This is a genomic window from Algoriphagus aquatilis, from assembly GCF_042657405.1.
In the GTDB taxonomy this organism is placed as follows: Bacteria; Bacteroidota; Bacteroidia; order Cytophagales; family Cyclobacteriaceae; genus Algoriphagus; species Algoriphagus aquatilis.
Genome location: NZ_JBHSKS010000010.1, coordinates 14390 through 30234, shown reverse-complemented (window position 1 = coordinate 30234; position 15845 = coordinate 14390). Strand labels below are relative to the sequence as shown.

Here is a 15845-nt window from a genome sequence, read left to right as displayed (position 1 = left end):
ACATTCCTCCATTTTTCTGCCGGATAAAAATCACTTTACTTTGAATCGATTTTGGTTCTCAAACCATCCCGATTGCTTTCGGGATTGGAGCTTGAGATTAAAAGGGAATCCGGTGCAAAACCGGAGCTGTCCCCGCAACTGTAAGTCTGCCCTGATTATCCTCGGGGAAGTACTTTTGCACCACTACGCCATTGTCCGGATCCGAAAGGAAAAGGGTGAGAAGGCCGGCAAAAGTCAGACAAGCCAGGAGACCTGCCTAGATCAGCTGATTCTGTGCTTTCGGAGGAAAAGCGAAGAAGACTTGTCGATTTCTCAGCCGACCTGTGTCGGATGGGTATGTTTTCATTTCTTTCTTAATTTCTCTCAAGGCCGAATCGATTGGACTAAACCTTTTCGATCGGACATGACCTTGGTATTTTGGATGTTTTCCCTGTTAGGCTTTTCTGCCTCACAGGACACAGTGGCTTTGGCTGAGGTGGCGGTGTATGCGCCCGCCTTGGATCGTTTTGCCCAAGGGCAAAAGGTGGTTTCCTTTGAAAAAAAGGACTTGGAAGCCTATGCTGCTCGATCGCTAGGTGACTTGCTCCAGGAAAAATCTCCCGTTTTTGTGCGGCAATACGGAGCTGGAATGCTCGCTTCTCCTTCTTTTCGCGGAACATCGGCAGGCCACACGGCAGTTTTTTGGAATGGATTACCCATCAATAGCATTTCTCTCGGACAAAGTGATTTAAGTATTTTGCCGATCCAGGCTATCGATCAGGCAGAAGTTCATTTTGGGAGTTCGGGAGCAATTTTCGGCAATGAGGCGATCGGAGGTAGTGTTCATTTGGGTACCAAAGCCCAGTTTGGCCAAGGCTTCAATGGGCGATTGAGTCAAGTATTTGGCAGTTTTGGTTTAAGTAATTCGGCCTTTTCGGCTGGATTTTCGGGCAAAAGCTCTAACTCCCAAACCAAGATTTACCGACAGTTTGCAGTCAATGATTTTCCTTTCCGAGACCTTTCCAAACCAGGAACTCCAGAAGTCCGAGCACAAAATGCCCAAACCGAGCAGGTCGGATGGGTCCAGGATGCCGCTTGGAATCTTTCAGACAAAAGTCAGCTGAAAGCCTCATTTTGGTGGAATCGGGCAAACCGACAAATTCAGCCGGTGATGGGTTCTGTGACCCGTGATGTACAGCAAGATGAAAGTTGGCGGGCAGTGCTGGACTATTTCCGTTTTGGAAAAAGTTCCATTTGGAATGTCAAAGCAGGTTGGGTTTCTGATCAACTCATCTTCAATGCCAGTGAAAACCGCACCCGTCAATTCCTGCTGGCCACCGATTGGGATGTACAGAAATTCGAAAACTGGACCTTCAAAATTGGAGCTCGGGGTATTTTTGCCAAAGGCGATCTGAGTACCTATTCGGCCACTGATCAGCGGATTGAGTTGTATCAAAGTGCCAAGTGGGAGGCAAATGAGCGCTTGTCTTTTTCAGCGAATTTCAGACAGCTCGCTTATCAGAATCAGTTGGAGCCTTTTCTTCCGGGTGTTGGGATGGATTTTTTGATTTGGGAAAAAGGCAATCGTCAACTTTTGCTCAAAACCTCTGCGGGGAAAGGCCTCAAAGTACCCACACTCAACGACCGCTTTTGGGTTCCGGGAGGAAATCCCGATTTGCTTCCCGAGAAAAGTATGAATGGGGAAATCGGTCTTCATTGGCTCAAAAAGGGAGATTTTGCATGGAAGCAAAGCCTGACTTACTACCGCATGCAGGTGGACAATTGGATTATTTGGCTGCCTCAGGGAGCTACTTGGAGTCCGCAGAATATCCGTGAAGTGCAAAATCAGGGAATGGAATATCAGGGAAAAGTGACTTGGAAAACTGGGTTTTGGAATTGGGAAGCTCGAGGAAGCTATACGTTTTCTCAAGCTTTGGACTTGACCTCAGATGCTCAAAATCCCCAGCAACTCCCCTATACTCCCAAGCATCAGGCGAATGGGAGTTTGGAATCGGAGCGAAATGGATTTTCGATCAATCTTTCCACTTTCTATGTGGGGCCCCGCTCCATCGGCACCGGCAATGCCCGAGACTTGGGTGGCTATCAACTCTGGAATGCGCGGCTTTCTTTTTCCCAACTCCGATGGAAAAAACTTCAACTCCCGATCAGCTTTCAGGTACTCAACCTGCTCGATCGGGATTACCAAGTGCTTTACTTGCGGGCGATGCCCGGTCGATCTTATCAATTTAATCTAACTCTTTTACTATGAAGTATTTGTTTAAAAACCAACTGTGGGCTTTGGCCCTGATCGCCCTTCTTTTCTCTTGTGAGCCTCGTGGGAATGAGCGTCCTCGTGGCAAGTATGATTCGGGAATTTTATTAATGAACGAAGGTGCCTTTGGTGCCAATGATGGGGAAGTTTTTCACTATGATCCTTCTTCGGGGACATTATCCCAAAATATTTTTGAACTGGAAAATGGACGTCCATTTGCGGGATTGCTGGAAGATTTGGTATTGGAAGAAGACCGCTTGTATCTGGTGGCCAATACCGGAAAGGTAGAAATCGTGAATCCAGGAACCTTCAAATCAATCGGCGCCGTGGTGGGTGATTTGGATCAGCCGAGGTCTGTTGCCACGTCTCGCGAGAAGCTGTTTATATCCGATTATGGACCTTATGATGCGAGCTACAACACCCCCGATTCCTTTGTCGCCGTGGTTTCAGGCGAACTTGGAGGTACTGTCAAAAAGAAAATAGAGGTTTCGAATAAGCCCGAAGACCTGTATGTCTTTGGTAAGTACGTGTTTGTGGCTGGTTCGGAAGAAGGGAAAATCGAAATCATCGATGCGGATACCGAGACGGTGACAAAAACCCTGGAAGTGACTGGAACTCCTGTTCAATTTTTTGAGCAGCGGGGTGATCTGTGGTTGTATTCTTACGATTCCCAAAAGGTTTACTTCCAGTCAATTAATCCTACTAATCTGACTAAAAAGGAGTTGCGACAGTTCTCGGTCGCCAATGCCACCAGCCGAATTACTTTTGGAGAAGATGACCGGATTTACCTTTTGACGAGTTCAGGCTGGCCAAATTACAATGATGGGATCGCGGTGCTTTCACTGTTTGATTCCACCTTGATTCCAAGCTGGAAAACAGGCAGTGGGTTTTACGGGATTGGCTTTGATAAAGATCGAAAGGAAATCTATGTGGCCAATGCCAAGGGATTCCAAGGCAATGGAGAAGTGGTCGTGTATCGAAAAGACGGATCTGTAGTCAAGACCCTAGAAGTAGGAAGAGGGCCTTCCGGATTTTTGGTAAGGTGAGGAAGGATGGTAGTTTGGAGGCATGGAAGTTTGGAAGAAGTAAGCAGTCTCAGTGGTCAGTCTCAGGATTAAATGGCTTCTGCGTTGACCTTCAATATTTTCTGCGAGACTTGCATGTTGCAAGCAGGTCTGCAGGCAAAAGAGGTGGTGTGGAATCCATGGAAGTAAAGCTTTTTGTGGATCGTATTCCATAAAAGTAATGCTTTTTATGGATTGTGTTCCATAAAAGTTATTACTTTTGTTGAATTAATTCATATATCCAGCCCTTGAGCCGATGAATTTCTCCAGAAATCTGATGCAAATTATCTCTGAATCCTTTGATCGGGATAAGGTGATTTTATTGATTGGGCCCCGGCAAGTGGGGAAAACTACACTTATTCTGGCGCTTCTTGAAGGTAAAAATGCCCTTTTTCTTAATGGGGATGATCCCACAGTGAGGACACTTTTGGATACCCCAAACACTGCACAACTTCAATCCCTCATCGGCGGGCATACCTATGTCTTCATCGATGAAGCTCAACGAATACCAAATATTGGACTGACTGCGAAGCTAATTCATGACCAAATGAAGCAAGTCCACTTGATTATGAGTGGTTCCTCTTCTTTTGAACTTTCGGGATTGTCTCAAGAACCTCTGACAGGAAGGAAACTTACTTTTTATCTCTATCCTTTGAGTTGGGAGGAGTATGAGAATAAGGTCGGATATCTGACGGCCGAGCAGGATTTGCCAAACCGGCTGGTTTATGGTTTTTATCCGGAAATCGTAAAAAATCCAATTCATAAAGAGGAACTCCTTTATGAATTGGTGGAAAGCTACCTCTACAAGGATATTCTAGCACTTGGCATTTTAAAAAAGCCGGATGTCATTTACCGATTGCTTCAGTTGTTGGCTTTTCAGGTAGGAAATGAAGTTTCTTACAATGAATTGGGAAGAAATCTTCAAATAGATACCAAGACAGTGATCAGTTACATCGATCTGTTAGAACAGGCCTATGTAATTTATCGATTGGGTACCTTTAGTAGAAATCTTCGGAATGAAATCAAGACCAACAAAAAGATCTATTTCTATGACAATGGAGTGAGAAATACCTTGATCAGAAATTTGCAACCCATCAGCCTAAGAAATGATATCGGAGCACTTTGGGAAAATTTCCTGATGGCAGAGCGGATGAAAATGATGGAATACAGTAGGAAAAAGTACAACAGGTACTTTTGGCGGACTAAAACTCAGCAAGAGATCGATTATCTCGAAGAGTATGACGGCGGAATCCATGCCTACGAGTTTAAATGGAATCCATCAAAAAAAGCATCTTTGCCAAGTTCGTTTGAAGAAGAATATAAGCCGATTTTTCAGGTGATCACTCGGTCAAATTTTAGGGAATTCATTTTGAAAAAAAAGGACTGAATCATCTGCAATAAAACCAAAAAGAGCTGCTTCAACAGAAGCAGCTCTTTGGTTATTCATCCAGCTTTTTTGTCATGGTGTCCTCAAACTTCTCCAGCATCGGGATGTAGATCTTGAGGACTCTTTCTACAAAATCATGTTGAGAATCCATCTCATAGACCGGATTGTATTTGATCCGGTCGATCACGATATCCAGCCATGCTTTGCCGTCATGGATTAATTCAGCATGAAAAGCCTCTACCGTCAAATCCCTGCTTCCAGAAAAAGGTCCTTTTCCCATTTTCTCAAAGTATTTTCCCATCAACTTGAGTGCGAGTTCGTGCGTGATTTCAAAATTGATGATGAGTTCCCGATTGGCTTCGGAGGTTTTGAGTTTTTTGGCACGTGCCGCATATAGCTCTAAGTCATCCAATGCTTTGGAGTAGATTTCCAAGCATTGTTCGCAGGATTGGGGAAGGGTTTTCATGACGATTCTTTTGTAGGAAAGATAGGTAAATTCCCAGATTTCATTTTTTAAATGAAGGAGACAATCTACTGTACATTGTAACTCTGCATAAAGGGTTGCCCATTCGGGGAGACGCCCTCCAATTTGAGTCGGCCGCTGAATTTTTCCAGGTATTCTCCTAAAGCTTTGGGGTCTTTGGCGGGCATCTCATTGACATGGGTGATGACAAAACCATCTCTGAAGCCCAGGTCTCTGAGGTATCCGCGTGTCAGCGAACTGATCTTGACTCCGTAAGGAATTTTAAGTCGGTCTTTTTCAATGGTATTCACAGCCTCCAATCTTGCACCGATCAGCGCGGATGAATAATATTCCCGTTTGACTACCCCGGTTCCGCCTTCCAGATTTTGAAGGGTGAGCGTGGCAGATTTCAATTCTCCGTTTCGCTGGAATTCGATGGTAAGCTTGTCCCCAGGGTAATAATAAGAAAGTGCTTCTTCAAAGCTGCCTTTACCTGTGATTTTCCAATCTCCGATCCGTGTAATCACATCGTTTTTCTGGAGTCCGGCATTTTGAGCGGCTCCATTTCTGAGGGTGTGAGTGACGATGACCCCGTCCAAGTTTTTGAGTTTCATCTCTTCCGCCAATTCTGGAGTCACTTCCACTATGTCGACTCCCGGAATGGCTTTTTGAACCTCACCGTATTTGATCAGGTCATTGGCGATTTTCATCGCTACATCCACTGGAACTGCAAAGCCATAGCCCGTGTAGGAGCCTGTTCGTGAAAGGATGGCTGTATTGATTCCCACCAATTCTCCTCTGACATTGACCAAGGCACCACCTGAGTTTCCAGGATTGATCGGTGCGTCGGTTTGGATAAAGCTTTCCAAAGGAAAATCACCTCCAAGGATATTGATTTGCCGTTCTTTGGCAGATACGATCCCAGCAGTCACGGTAGAGGTCAGGTTGAAAGGATTGCCGACTGCAAGGACCCACTCCCCAATCTGAAGTGTTCGGCTGGATCCACGTTTGATTTCTGGCAGGTTGACTGCTTCAATCTTGAGCACCGCGATGTCAGAATTCTTGTCCGTTCCGACCAATTTCGCCTGATAGGTTCGCTTTTGGTGGACCACTTCGATGGTTTCGGCCCGATCGATCACGTGGTTGTTGGTGATGATGTAGCCGTCTTTGGAGATGATTACTCCCGAGCCCGTGCTCACCTGCTGTGCAGGACCGGTGCCAAAGAAGTAATCAAACATGCTGTACCGTCGGTAGTCTGACCCGCTGAAGTTTTTGATGAAAACGACCGATTCGGTGCTGTTTTGCGAAGCTTCAACAAATGAAATTGGAGCATCAGTTGCAAAGGTTCTTGGTGCAGGCTCAGAAGCAAACTGGCTGGAATAAGAATTTGGGGAGTTAGTAAAACTAGCCGTTTCCTCTTGCGATTGGGCTGAAATGCCAGTCCAAAGGGCTGCTCCGGCCAATCCGGCCAGAAAAGGGATTCCGAAAGATTTGACCAATGTGTTCATAAGATCCATTTACTGAAAGGGAAAGAGGAGAGTTTTAATCTCTGCCTCGATTCACATAGTTTAAGGAAAATTCTACTCTCGAAAATCAAAAACTATCCCAAGACTTAAAATCTGACGAACTGTACCCATAAATTCAGTCCAATTGGTAATTTTGTCAGCATCGATCGCAACCTTCCTGATGAGGGAAGGTTTTTATTTGATCAAATTTACCTTTCATGACAGAAACCAAGCGCGTAGCTATTTTGGGGAGTACCGGAAGCATCGGGACGCAAACACTCGATGTGATCCGACAGCATTCAGATCGATTTACCGTAGAGGTCCTTACCGCACAAAACAATTGTGACCTGCTCATCGCCCAAGCCTTGGAGTTCAAGCCAAATGCTGTGGTAATTGGTAATGAAGCCAACTACCTGAAAGTTAAGGAAGCTTTGATCCCTCATGACATCAAAGTATTTGCCGGGCAAAAGGCCATCGCTCAAGTGGTGGAAATGGAAACCATCGATGTGGTCTTGACCGCTTTGGTGGGTTATTCCGGCTTGATTCCGACCGTACATGCGATCAAGGCAGGCAAACAAATTGCCTTGGCCAATAAGGAAACACTCGTAGTCGCCGGTGAAATCATTACTGCACTTGCCCGGGAAAATGGGGTGAATATTTACCCTGTGGATTCGGAGCACTCTGCGATTTTCCAATGTTTAGTCGGAGAATTTCACAATCCTATCGAAAAGATCATCCTGACTGCCTCTGGAGGTCCATTCCGTGGAAAAGACCGAGCTTTTCTCCAAACAGTCACCCGAGAGCAAGCACTCAAGCATCCCAATTGGGATATGGGAGCCAAAATCACCATCGATTCCGCATCTCTAATGAACAAAGGTTTGGAAGTCATCGAGGCCAAGTGGCTTTTTGGATTGAAAACCGAGCAAATCGAAGTGGTGGTGCATCCGCAAAGTATCATCCATTCATTGGTGCAGTTTGAGGACGGTTCCATTAAGGCACAACTCGGCCTCCCTGATATGCGTATTCCCATTCAATTTGCGTTGAGCTATCCTGATCGGTTGAAAAGCGATTTTGAGCGATTTAATTTTGCGAACTATCCCAATTTGACCTTTGAGCAACCGGATAGGAAAACTTTCCGGAACCTTCAGCTAGCGTTTGATGCTTTAGCAACAGGTGGAAATGCTCCTTGCGTGCTCAATGCTGCCAATGAGATTGCAGTGGCAGCATTTCTGAATCGACAGGTGGGATTCCTTGAAATGTCGGATTTGATCGAGGAAACATTGGCAAAGGCAACTTTCAAATCGCATCCAAGCCTGGAGGATTATGTAGCGAGTGACGCCGAGGCAAGAACAATTACTGAAAATTTAATTAAGTCAAAAGTATAAATGGAAACTTTAATTATGGTGGGTCAGCTGCTCCTGGGATTGTCAATCCTGGTGGGCCTTCACGAGCTGGGTCACTTACTTACCGCCAAGATGTTTGGCATGAGAGTGGAAAAATTCTCCATCGGATTTCCTCCAAAAATCGCTGGATTCCAGTGGGGAGAAACCGAATATTCGATTGGAGCGATCCCTTTGGGAGGTTTTGTGAAAATCTCCGGCATGGTCGATGAGTCGATGGATACTGCCCAGATGGCCTCTGAGCCTCAACCATGGGAATTCCGATCCAAACCAGCTTGGCAGCGATTGATTGTGATGCTTGGCGGGATCATTGTCAATGTAATCACGGGTATTATCATTTTCGTGGTGCTGGTGTACAACAATGGCGAGACCTATTTCTCCAGAGACCAAGTCATTCAAAATGGGATCGTCGCTTATGAATACGGCGAATCGATCGGGTTAAAGACAGGCGATAAGATACTGGATATCAATGGGCAGCCCTACCAAAGCATCACAGAGCTGACTAGTGGGTCAGCGCTTTTGAGTGAAAACGGATATTATACCGTGGATCGAAATGGAGAGCAAGTCAAAGTGGAAATTCCAAGAGGCTTTATCAATACCTTTAATTCCGAAGAGGCATTCAGCAAATTTGTCGCTATTCGTTTTCCATTTGAAGTGGGAGAAGTCGAAAAAGGAAGCGGTGCTGAATCAGCGGGGATTGTTGCCGGCGATAAGATTTTGGCAGTAAATGGTCAGTCGATTCAGTATTTTGATGAAATGCAAGCTGCCTTGCAGCCACTGAAAGCTCAATCTGCTCAGGTAGTAAGACAGAGAGGTACTGTAACCGATACGTTGTCTATTCCAGTCACCGAGGAAGCCAGAATTGGTATTGCCATCAATCCCCTCATTGAACCTGTCAGAAGAGAATATGGAATCGGAGAGGCGATCTCCAAAGGAACTTCCAGGGCTTTCGGTGTTGTAATCGTCAATGCCAAAGCACTTGGAAAAATGTTTACCGGTGAAGTATCAGCCAAGAATGTCAGTGGTCCGATCGGCATGGCAAAAATCTATGGTGCCTCTTGGGATTGGGTGAAGTTTTGGAGTATTACCGGATTGATTTCTATGATTTTGGCATTCATGAACTTGCTGCCAATTCCGGCATTGGACGGGGGGCATGTGATGTTTTTGCTATATGAAATGGTATCAGGAAGAGCTCCTTCAGATAAATTTCTGGAAAATGCCCAAAAAGTAGGGATGGTGATTTTATTGGCTTTGATGGTCTTTGCTATTGGAAATGATATTTTGAAATTATTCAATTAAACACACATTTAATTATTAAAATATTTCATTTAATTAATGTTTGTAAATAATTTATTGTTAAAGTGTATTAATAAATATTGATATTATAATTTATCTTAAGCTTATCTAATCAATGCTAAATCCCAGGAAAATACTTTTTCTGGGATTCTTTTTTGGACTTGGTTTACATTAAAACGCCACTCATCTAAATTTAATGTTTTAATAATTCAGGTTAAATTAGTATTACTTACCTTTCGTGATTAAATTCCTTAATTCTGAGAAATACCTAAGAGTTTATACTTTCCTGATGAAATTGCTTTCCGAAAATTTTTCTTTTTTAAAAAATCCTTTTGCGATCCTCCTTTTCGGATTGTTCTTCTCCTTTTTCATTGTTCTACTTAACTATGACCGGATTGAAAAACAAGTTGGAGGCCCTTCAGAAAAGGAGATGAAGCAATTAGATTCTCTTTCCATAAAGGCGAGGGATTTGTCCAGAATTGATCCTCAAAAGTCTTTGGCTCTGACCTTGGAATTATTGGCGAAATCCCAAGAATACGACTATCAAAAAGGACTTGGAAATAGCTACCGATTATTGGCCTTGGCCTCAGTGCAGGCTCGTAATTTTGTGCTTACCAAGGATTATATTCAAAAAGCGAAAGAGATTTACCTTGATTTGGGGGATGATTCAGGCCTAGCGGACATAGAAAATACCAACGGTAGTCTTTATATCTACATGGGAGATACCGTAAAGGCTATTGGCCCGTACAGAAGGGCTTACGAGATTTATTCTCAGCTTAATAAGTACGATCGAGTGAGAGTGGCTGCTTTTAATTTGGCTTTTTCCTATTCGGCCATACCCAATCTAGATTCATCCAGGTACTTTTTGGAAATCGCAGAGCAATTAAAAACCAAAAAGGAAGATGTACCTGGGTTTGGAGTCACTCAAGGTTTGAGGGGTAAGATAGCCTATCTGGAAGGCGACTATACCCAAGCAAAGCAATATTTTCAAGAGTCTTTGGATTATTACTATTCCAATAAGGCGCAAGAAAGCTTTGTAGCCTTCTTTGAGTCTACTTTGTTTTTGGCAAAAATGTATGAGGCAGATGGTAAACTTGATGAAGCAATCAATATCCTAAAGCAGGGGCTTTCTTCTGAAGCTATTTTTCTTTCTGAATCTCTAACTCGGCAGATTTATATTGATTTAATCAATCTATACGAAACTCGAGGTGACTTTACCAATTCAAGTAAGATTTTTTGGGAAAAAGAAAGATTCGAAGCAGAGCTAGAAAGAAGAAAAGTAGAGCAGTCAAAAAATTTCTCAGCTGAACTTACGCTCTACAAGGGATTCCAACTGGAAAATGAACAACTGAATTCAAGACTTTCTACCGTAATGCTTTTAAGTATCCTTGGAGGGGTATTTACGTTTTTTATCCTCATCCTTTTTCTTCGGGTGATTTATCTAAATAGAAAGAATAAGGAGCTTAAAATACTGGTAGACAAATCTTTTCAGATCGCCCAAATTGGCACATTTGAGGTGGGGATTAAATCTGATGGAAAAATTGAACTGCTCGAGATCTCTGACATTATTTTCAAACTTCTAGCCGTAAAACCAAGCCAAGGCGGTTCGTCCAATCTTTCCCTTGAAAGTCTCATTGACAAGTCGCAGCAAGAAAAACTCCAAGGCATCATTTTGACCTATTCGAGTTCCAATGATTTCTTCAAAGAGGAATTTGACATTACTAACCTAGATGGTGATCGCAGTATAGTGCGAGTCATCGCAAGAGTGATTCCTGATAAAAAGGGTCAGGTTATTCTTAAAGGAATTCTTCTTGATATTACCAGTGAATACCAAGTACTGGAGCAGACCAGAGAAAACTTGGATAAAGAGAAGAACTTGAAAGAGTTGCGAGAGCAGTTGATGCACATGACCTCCCATGAATTCAGAACTCCGCTATCCAATATTTCAAGTTCCATTGAATTGATCTCCCTGCTTTATTCCCGAATTTCTCAGGAGGATTTGCAGTTTAGGTTTAAAACAATCGTCCAAAATGCAAGAGGCAACATTACCCGATTGGTCGGTATGTTGGATGACTTGCTACTTTATGAGAGGGTACAAAGTGATGAGTATGAGGTCAAGTCTGAACCTTTTAACCTTAAACCCTATCTGGAGGACTTGATTGCAGAAGTTAAAGAATCAAAAAATTCAGATACCAATGTCCTCCTGATGATCCCGGATGAAGGGGTGATCATCGATTCTGACAAAGATCTGCTTCATCATATTTTCACCAATCTTTTGGGGAACTCGATTAAGTATTTGGACAAAAAGCTTCCCGTAGAATTTGAGGTGAATTCAGCCGGAAATCTGGTTCATTTCAGACTTAAAGATTATGGAATAGGAATTCCTGAGAAGGACATGGAAAAACTGTTTACGCCTTTTAAGCGAGCATCCAATGTGACTGGTCGACCCGGAACCGGTCTCGGGTTGTCAATTGTAAAGCGAATGATTACAAAATTGGGTGGTGAAATCATGGTTTCATCCAAAGAAGGAGAGTTTTCCGAATTTAGTATTACGCTTCCTAAGTCCAAGTGATGAATTTTACCCAGCTATTTTGGGAATTCTTTTGAGATTTTAGATGTATTTTTTTTCAAACTGAATCAATCAGATCATTCAATTTGAATATTTCTGGTCCAGTCATCCCAAAAACAAATCGTCTTTGGATCATCCCTTCAATGAAAAAGTTTTCCTGCGATAGTAAAAATTAATCTTTTGGTTTTCAATTTTTTAGGTTTAGGTCAATTAAAAAACGCGTAAAAGAAAGTGTTTTATTTGTTCAAACGTATATATTCGGTCTTAATGTTTTTTGGTTGTTTTCTCATTTTTTGAGTGGGGAATTCATGATCAAAAACGAAGATAACGTAAGGATTGCCTTCATGTCAGTAACTCCACTTTTCATTAGAAACACCACCTTCGGCGAATGCCGGATAAGTCATCTTTCCAATGCCTAAATCATTACTTTCAATTATTCTGCTTTTCCTGCTTTCACCCCCTGTTTATAGCCAGGTCTCCAAAGATCGTCTAGTATTCGATTGGGCTTTAGCTAATTCAAGCAAGGAAAAAATGCAGGACTTCATTGTGCTTCCATCGGGTCAGCAGGTTTTTGGCACAGTGGTAAGAAATTACAATTATGCTGACTTTGAGGAGCTCGTCTTTTCAAAAGATGGAGTCGTTTCCACGTATTTACCCCAGCAGATTCAGGGTTTTGGATTGGACAACGGCCAGATTTTTCTTTCAAAACCACTTCCTGGAAACTCGGAACCTGTGTTTCTTCAGATTCTTGTTTCTGGACCTATTCAATTGGGAGAGTATAAGGGTGGATATTTTTTGGACAATGGCAAAGAATACATGAAGCTTGAAGCCTATTATGGAGAGGTTGAAAAAAATGGTCCGCTATACAAAAAGTACATCAGGCCGTTTAGAGGTACTTTGAAACAATTTCTGGTCGGTGATTGTGGGGTGGCACTATTTACGGATATAGATCGTGCTCCATACAATGATCAGGCCTTGATCAACCTCATGAAATCTTATTTTGATTGCGCTCAAGTAAGGTATCAAGTACATATAGAGAAAGTTCCTATGATTCTGATTTCTCCTCTGGCTGGTATTGGTCTTAGTCAACATATTTTAGTAAAACCTATTAAGGAAAATGCTAGAGATGATCAGTTCAATAGTCCGTTTGGTTTCACGGGATTTGTAGGAGTGAGAGCACACGATGCTCGTCGTGTCCCAAGGCTTAGCACTGACCTCAGGGTGGTATTTTCAGTTTTCCAAACCGAGCTTTTATCCAGTTTTGGTGGTACTCAAGCTATTCGTACAGGTTCTGAGGATATTTCGGAAACTAGTATTTCCATTCCATTTGCGTTGAATTACAGTCTGTTGAAAAGAGTTAATTCTGAAATCTATTTGGGTGGTTTTTTGGGCTTATGGAGACCAAGTATCAAGCAGAGTAATGGGAAAGTGGATGAAAGGATTGTTGCGAGAAATGAGGTTTATCTCTACGAGACCCCCATAATGCTTTATCAGGGTACTAATTTTTACTCAGGAGGGAGATTGGGAGGATCTAAAGTGTTCAAAGATAATCTCAAACTTTTTGCAGAGCTGGAAGTCGCTGTGCAGCCAGAGTATTACAAATTTTCATTGCTCCAAAATGATGCTTTTTACAACAGAAGCAGAATGGCGTTTCACCTAGGAATTGAATTTTAAAATAATGGCAAGGAAATTAGTTTTAGCGTTCTTATTCTTGGGAGGTTTAGCTTCATGCTCTGAGGATGAGGTTATTCCGAGGACCAACCCGAGGTTTAGTGTAGCATTTGTTCAGATGATTGATCGGAGTGGAGCTGAGTTTGCAGCCAATGTTTTTGATTTGGGTTCGGAGGAGATTTTGGAATATGGGTTTGTATATGGATTAAATACCGGTCTATCGATTGAGACAGGCAATTTTGTTAGCGAAAAGGGAATTCCTGGGAAAGAGTTTCGTCTCAAATCGACGCATTCCATGCCTTTAGGGGCTAGTATTTACGTTTCAGCATTTATCAAAACAAACCAGGGGGTGGTTTATTCTTTACCCTATCGTTTTGTAAGTCAAGGATCGGATGGATTCCTTTTTGATCGGATAGAAATACCCCAGGAAGTATATTTTGGAGATACGTTGATCGTCTACGGTAGTAAGCTTTCCAGAGTGCCGACGGATTACAGTGCCTCCATTCAGAGGGTGCCAGCAATTGTGACCAAGATTAAAGATGGTTCTTTTGGGATTGTGATTCCAAGATCAGTGACTTTTCAGGAGGGAGTAGGTCAAATCCAAGATTTTGAATTTGAATTCAAAGTTTCGGATAAGGTGTTGAAGGTAAACAAGCCTGTTAAATTTAAAAGTCCTGAATTCACGATCAGCACTCCGAGTGAACTTTCCTATACGGAAGATTTGGTCATCCGAGGGAAATACCTTCATGATGATAATCTCCGAGTACGATATATCAACTCGGAAGGAAATAATTTTTTGCTTAAGGTGACTGAACCCTCTGACGGGTCAGTTAAAATTGGTTTGAATGCTTTATTCACCGAACCTAACCCAAAACTGGAGGTAACTATCCGAGGTCAAGTCTATCCCCTTGAAGGATTTTTGAAGCTAAGAGAGACCAAGATTAATCCGGGACAAGTGGTTCAATTCCGAGGATTCAGTGGGACTGCTACGATTAAAGGAGAAAACTTTAATCCTTTCCTTTTGGATTACAATGAATTCAAGCTTAGTCCTGAAATATTTAAGGTGGATATATTATCTATCAGCCCTTCCGAAATGGAAATCTCTTTCGAATATAAATTTGAAAAAGGTCCAGGCTCTAGAATCACAGAATTGAGAATGACCAATGCCGGTATTACGTCCACGAATTCATTAAAATTGGAATGGACTAATCCAGGGATCCCTTATGTATTGACAGGGGATTATAATTTCACTTTGGGTGAAGGTAAAACCGTAGGCCTTGGCGAAAAAGGATATATGATCAACTCCTTAGGCATTTATGAGATTGATCCCAGTTCTAGATCTTTCAATCGAATAGCCAATAGTCCTACACCGGGGATGAATCTTGCCCGGATTTTTGCCATTCCAGCAGACGGTAAGATTTACTTTGGTACCTATTCCAATCAAGAATCCCGAACTGGTGAAAAATTGTTTTTCGTATTTGACCCTGTGACTCGGAATGTTAAATCCTTACCCAAAATTCCAAGTTCGGACAACAGCTTCCAATCTGCTGTATTTTACAAAGGGAGCATTTATTATCAGGGTGATGAAATTGATCTGATGACTGGAATAGACGGGAACATCAAGCGCTATCGATTTGATCTTACTTCTCAAACTTGGGAAAAACTCTCGGATCTAAACCAGCCAGATGGTATGTTTAACAACTTTACGAGTTTTGAGTATAAAGGGAAAATTTATGCTACAGGTATTTATCAACCAAATCCCTTCTCTGTGTTTCTTGGGCTTTATGAGTTCAACACAGCCACCTATTCTTGGGATTTGTTAGGGCCAATAAGAGGTACAGAATCTTTAGCCATTCAAAAATTTTTCATTATCGATGAGGTCATTTATGGCCTTGGAAACAACAGACTTTTTATTCTGGACCTTGAAAAAGGTGAGATCCAAGCTCCCGAATATTTGGAGGCGCACAATGGTTTTGCTCAAAGTCCTAATAGTTTTCAGCTAGGAAACAGGTTTTATCTCTATACGGGCATTGCATTCTGGCAATACGATCCCAACTATTTCTATTGAGATTAAGATGGATTTTAGAGATAAATACGATGAATTAAGCCTTTGAAGCCTGCCAAATTGGCTAGCTTTCCTTTTGGCATCTCTCTTGAACCTTTTAGAAGAACCTTCGGAAATTGAAGGTTCTTCTTTTATTTTAGCTATTTCCTGACAGCGCTGCTGTCAATCTGTCTA

General features: G+C 42.4%; 10 protein-coding genes and 1 riboswitch. Of the genes, 8 read left to right on the top strand and 2 right to left on the bottom strand.

The annotated features are described in order from the left end of the window. Positions 1 to 35 precede the first annotated feature (35 nt). Positions 36 to 274: riboswitch (cobalamin riboswitch) on the top strand. Positions 275 to 403: 129 nt separating this feature from the next. From ACFPIK_RS12825 to ACFPIK_RS12815, 3 genes are all read left to right on the top strand, one after another. Then, positions 404 to 2248 carry a TonB-dependent receptor plug domain-containing protein gene (locus ACFPIK_RS12825; RefSeq protein WP_377915876.1) on the top strand — a complete coding sequence of 615 codons (1845 nt, stop codon included), beginning with the start codon at positions 404 to 406 and terminating at the stop codon, positions 2246 to 2248. Then, positions 2245 to 3297: a YncE family protein gene (locus ACFPIK_RS12820; RefSeq protein WP_377915874.1), complete on the top strand. Its 1053-nt coding sequence runs from the start codon at positions 2245 to 2247 to the stop codon at positions 3295 to 3297. Before ACFPIK_RS12825 ends, ACFPIK_RS12820 begins: the two co-directional genes overlap by 4 nt. A gap of 295 nt (positions 3298 to 3592) precedes the next feature. Then, the gene (locus tag ACFPIK_RS12815) at positions 3593 to 4702 is read left to right on the top strand and encodes an ATP-binding protein (protein ID WP_377915872.1); all 1110 of its coding nucleotides are present in this window, start codon (positions 3593 to 3595) and stop codon (positions 4700 to 4702) included. 52 nt (positions 4703 to 4754) lie between these two features. Here ACFPIK_RS12815 and ACFPIK_RS12810 read toward each other — a convergent pair whose 3' ends face one another. Further along, positions 4755 to 5168, bottom strand: a complete 414-nt coding sequence (locus tag ACFPIK_RS12810; protein WP_377915870.1) for a nucleotidyltransferase substrate binding protein — start codon at positions 5166 to 5168, stop codon at positions 4755 to 4757. Between the two features lie 65 nt (positions 5169 to 5233). Continuing rightward, positions 5234 to 6673, bottom strand: a complete 1440-nt coding sequence (locus tag ACFPIK_RS12805; RefSeq protein WP_377915868.1) for a S1C family serine protease — start codon at positions 6671 to 6673, stop codon at positions 5234 to 5236. Between the two features lie 215 nt (positions 6674 to 6888). On the opposite strand from ACFPIK_RS12805, the gene ACFPIK_RS12800 reads away from it, so the two are divergent. The 5 genes from ACFPIK_RS12800 to ACFPIK_RS12780 all read left to right on the top strand — a co-directional run bounded on the left by ACFPIK_RS12800 (position 6889) and on the right by ACFPIK_RS12780 (position 15674). Beyond that, the gene (locus ACFPIK_RS12800; RefSeq protein WP_377915866.1) at positions 6889 to 8055 is read left to right on the top strand and encodes a 1-deoxy-D-xylulose-5-phosphate reductoisomerase; all 1167 of its coding nucleotides are present in this window, start codon (positions 6889 to 6891) and stop codon (positions 8053 to 8055) included. After that, a complete protein-coding gene (gene rseP / locus ACFPIK_RS12795; protein ID WP_377915864.1) occupies positions 8056 to 9369 on the top strand; it encodes an RIP metalloprotease RseP in 1314 nt (437 codons plus the stop codon). Positions 9370 to 9655: 286 nt separating this feature from the next. Continuing rightward, entirely contained in the window at positions 9656 to 11938 is a 2283-nt protein-coding gene (locus ACFPIK_RS12790) for a tetratricopeptide repeat-containing sensor histidine kinase (RefSeq protein ID WP_377915862.1), read from the top strand. Positions 11939 to 12346: 408 nt separating this feature from the next. Next, positions 12347 to 13609 (top strand): hypothetical protein, encoded by a 1263-nt coding sequence (locus ACFPIK_RS12785; protein ID WP_377915860.1) that lies wholly within the window; start codon positions 12347 to 12349, stop codon positions 13607 to 13609. 4 nt (positions 13610 to 13613) lie between these two features. Next, complete coding sequence (locus ACFPIK_RS12780; protein ID WP_377915858.1) at positions 13614 to 15674, top strand: Kelch repeat-containing protein; 2061 nt, start codon at positions 13614 to 13616, stop codon at positions 15672 to 15674. Positions 15675 to 15845: the final 171 nt, after the last annotated feature.

Excerpts from the sequence above, each read along its gene's own strand:
- ACFPIK_RS12815 (WP_377915872.1), top strand. The coding sequence starts at position 3,593 with ATGCAAATTATCTCTGAATCCTTTGATCGGGATAAGGTGATTTTATTG.
- ACFPIK_RS12805 (WP_377915868.1), bottom strand. The coding sequence starts at position 6,673 with ATGAACACATTGGTCAAATCTTTCGGAATCCCTTTTCTGGCCGGATTG.
- ACFPIK_RS12800 (WP_377915866.1), top strand. The coding sequence starts at position 6,889 with ATGACAGAAACCAAGCGCGTAGCTATTTTGGGGAGTACCGGAAGCATC.
- ACFPIK_RS12780 (WP_377915858.1), top strand. The coding sequence starts at position 13,614 with ATGGCAAGGAAATTAGTTTTAGCGTTCTTATTCTTGGGAGGTTTAGCT.
- ACFPIK_RS12810 (WP_377915870.1), bottom strand. The coding sequence starts at position 5,168 with ATGAAAACCCTTCCCCAATCCTGCGAACAATGCTTGGAAATCTACTCC.
- ACFPIK_RS12785 (WP_377915860.1), top strand. The coding sequence starts at position 12,347 with ATGCCTAAATCATTACTTTCAATTATTCTGCTTTTCCTGCTTTCACCC.
- rseP (WP_377915864.1), top strand. The coding sequence starts at position 8,056 with ATGGAAACTTTAATTATGGTGGGTCAGCTGCTCCTGGGATTGTCAATC.
- ACFPIK_RS12790 (WP_377915862.1), top strand. The coding sequence starts at position 9,656 with ATGAAATTGCTTTCCGAAAATTTTTCTTTTTTAAAAAATCCTTTTGCG.
- ACFPIK_RS12825 (WP_377915876.1), top strand. The coding sequence starts at position 404 with ATGACCTTGGTATTTTGGATGTTTTCCCTGTTAGGCTTTTCTGCCTCA.
- ACFPIK_RS12820 (WP_377915874.1), top strand. The coding sequence starts at position 2,245 with ATGAAGTATTTGTTTAAAAACCAACTGTGGGCTTTGGCCCTGATCGCC.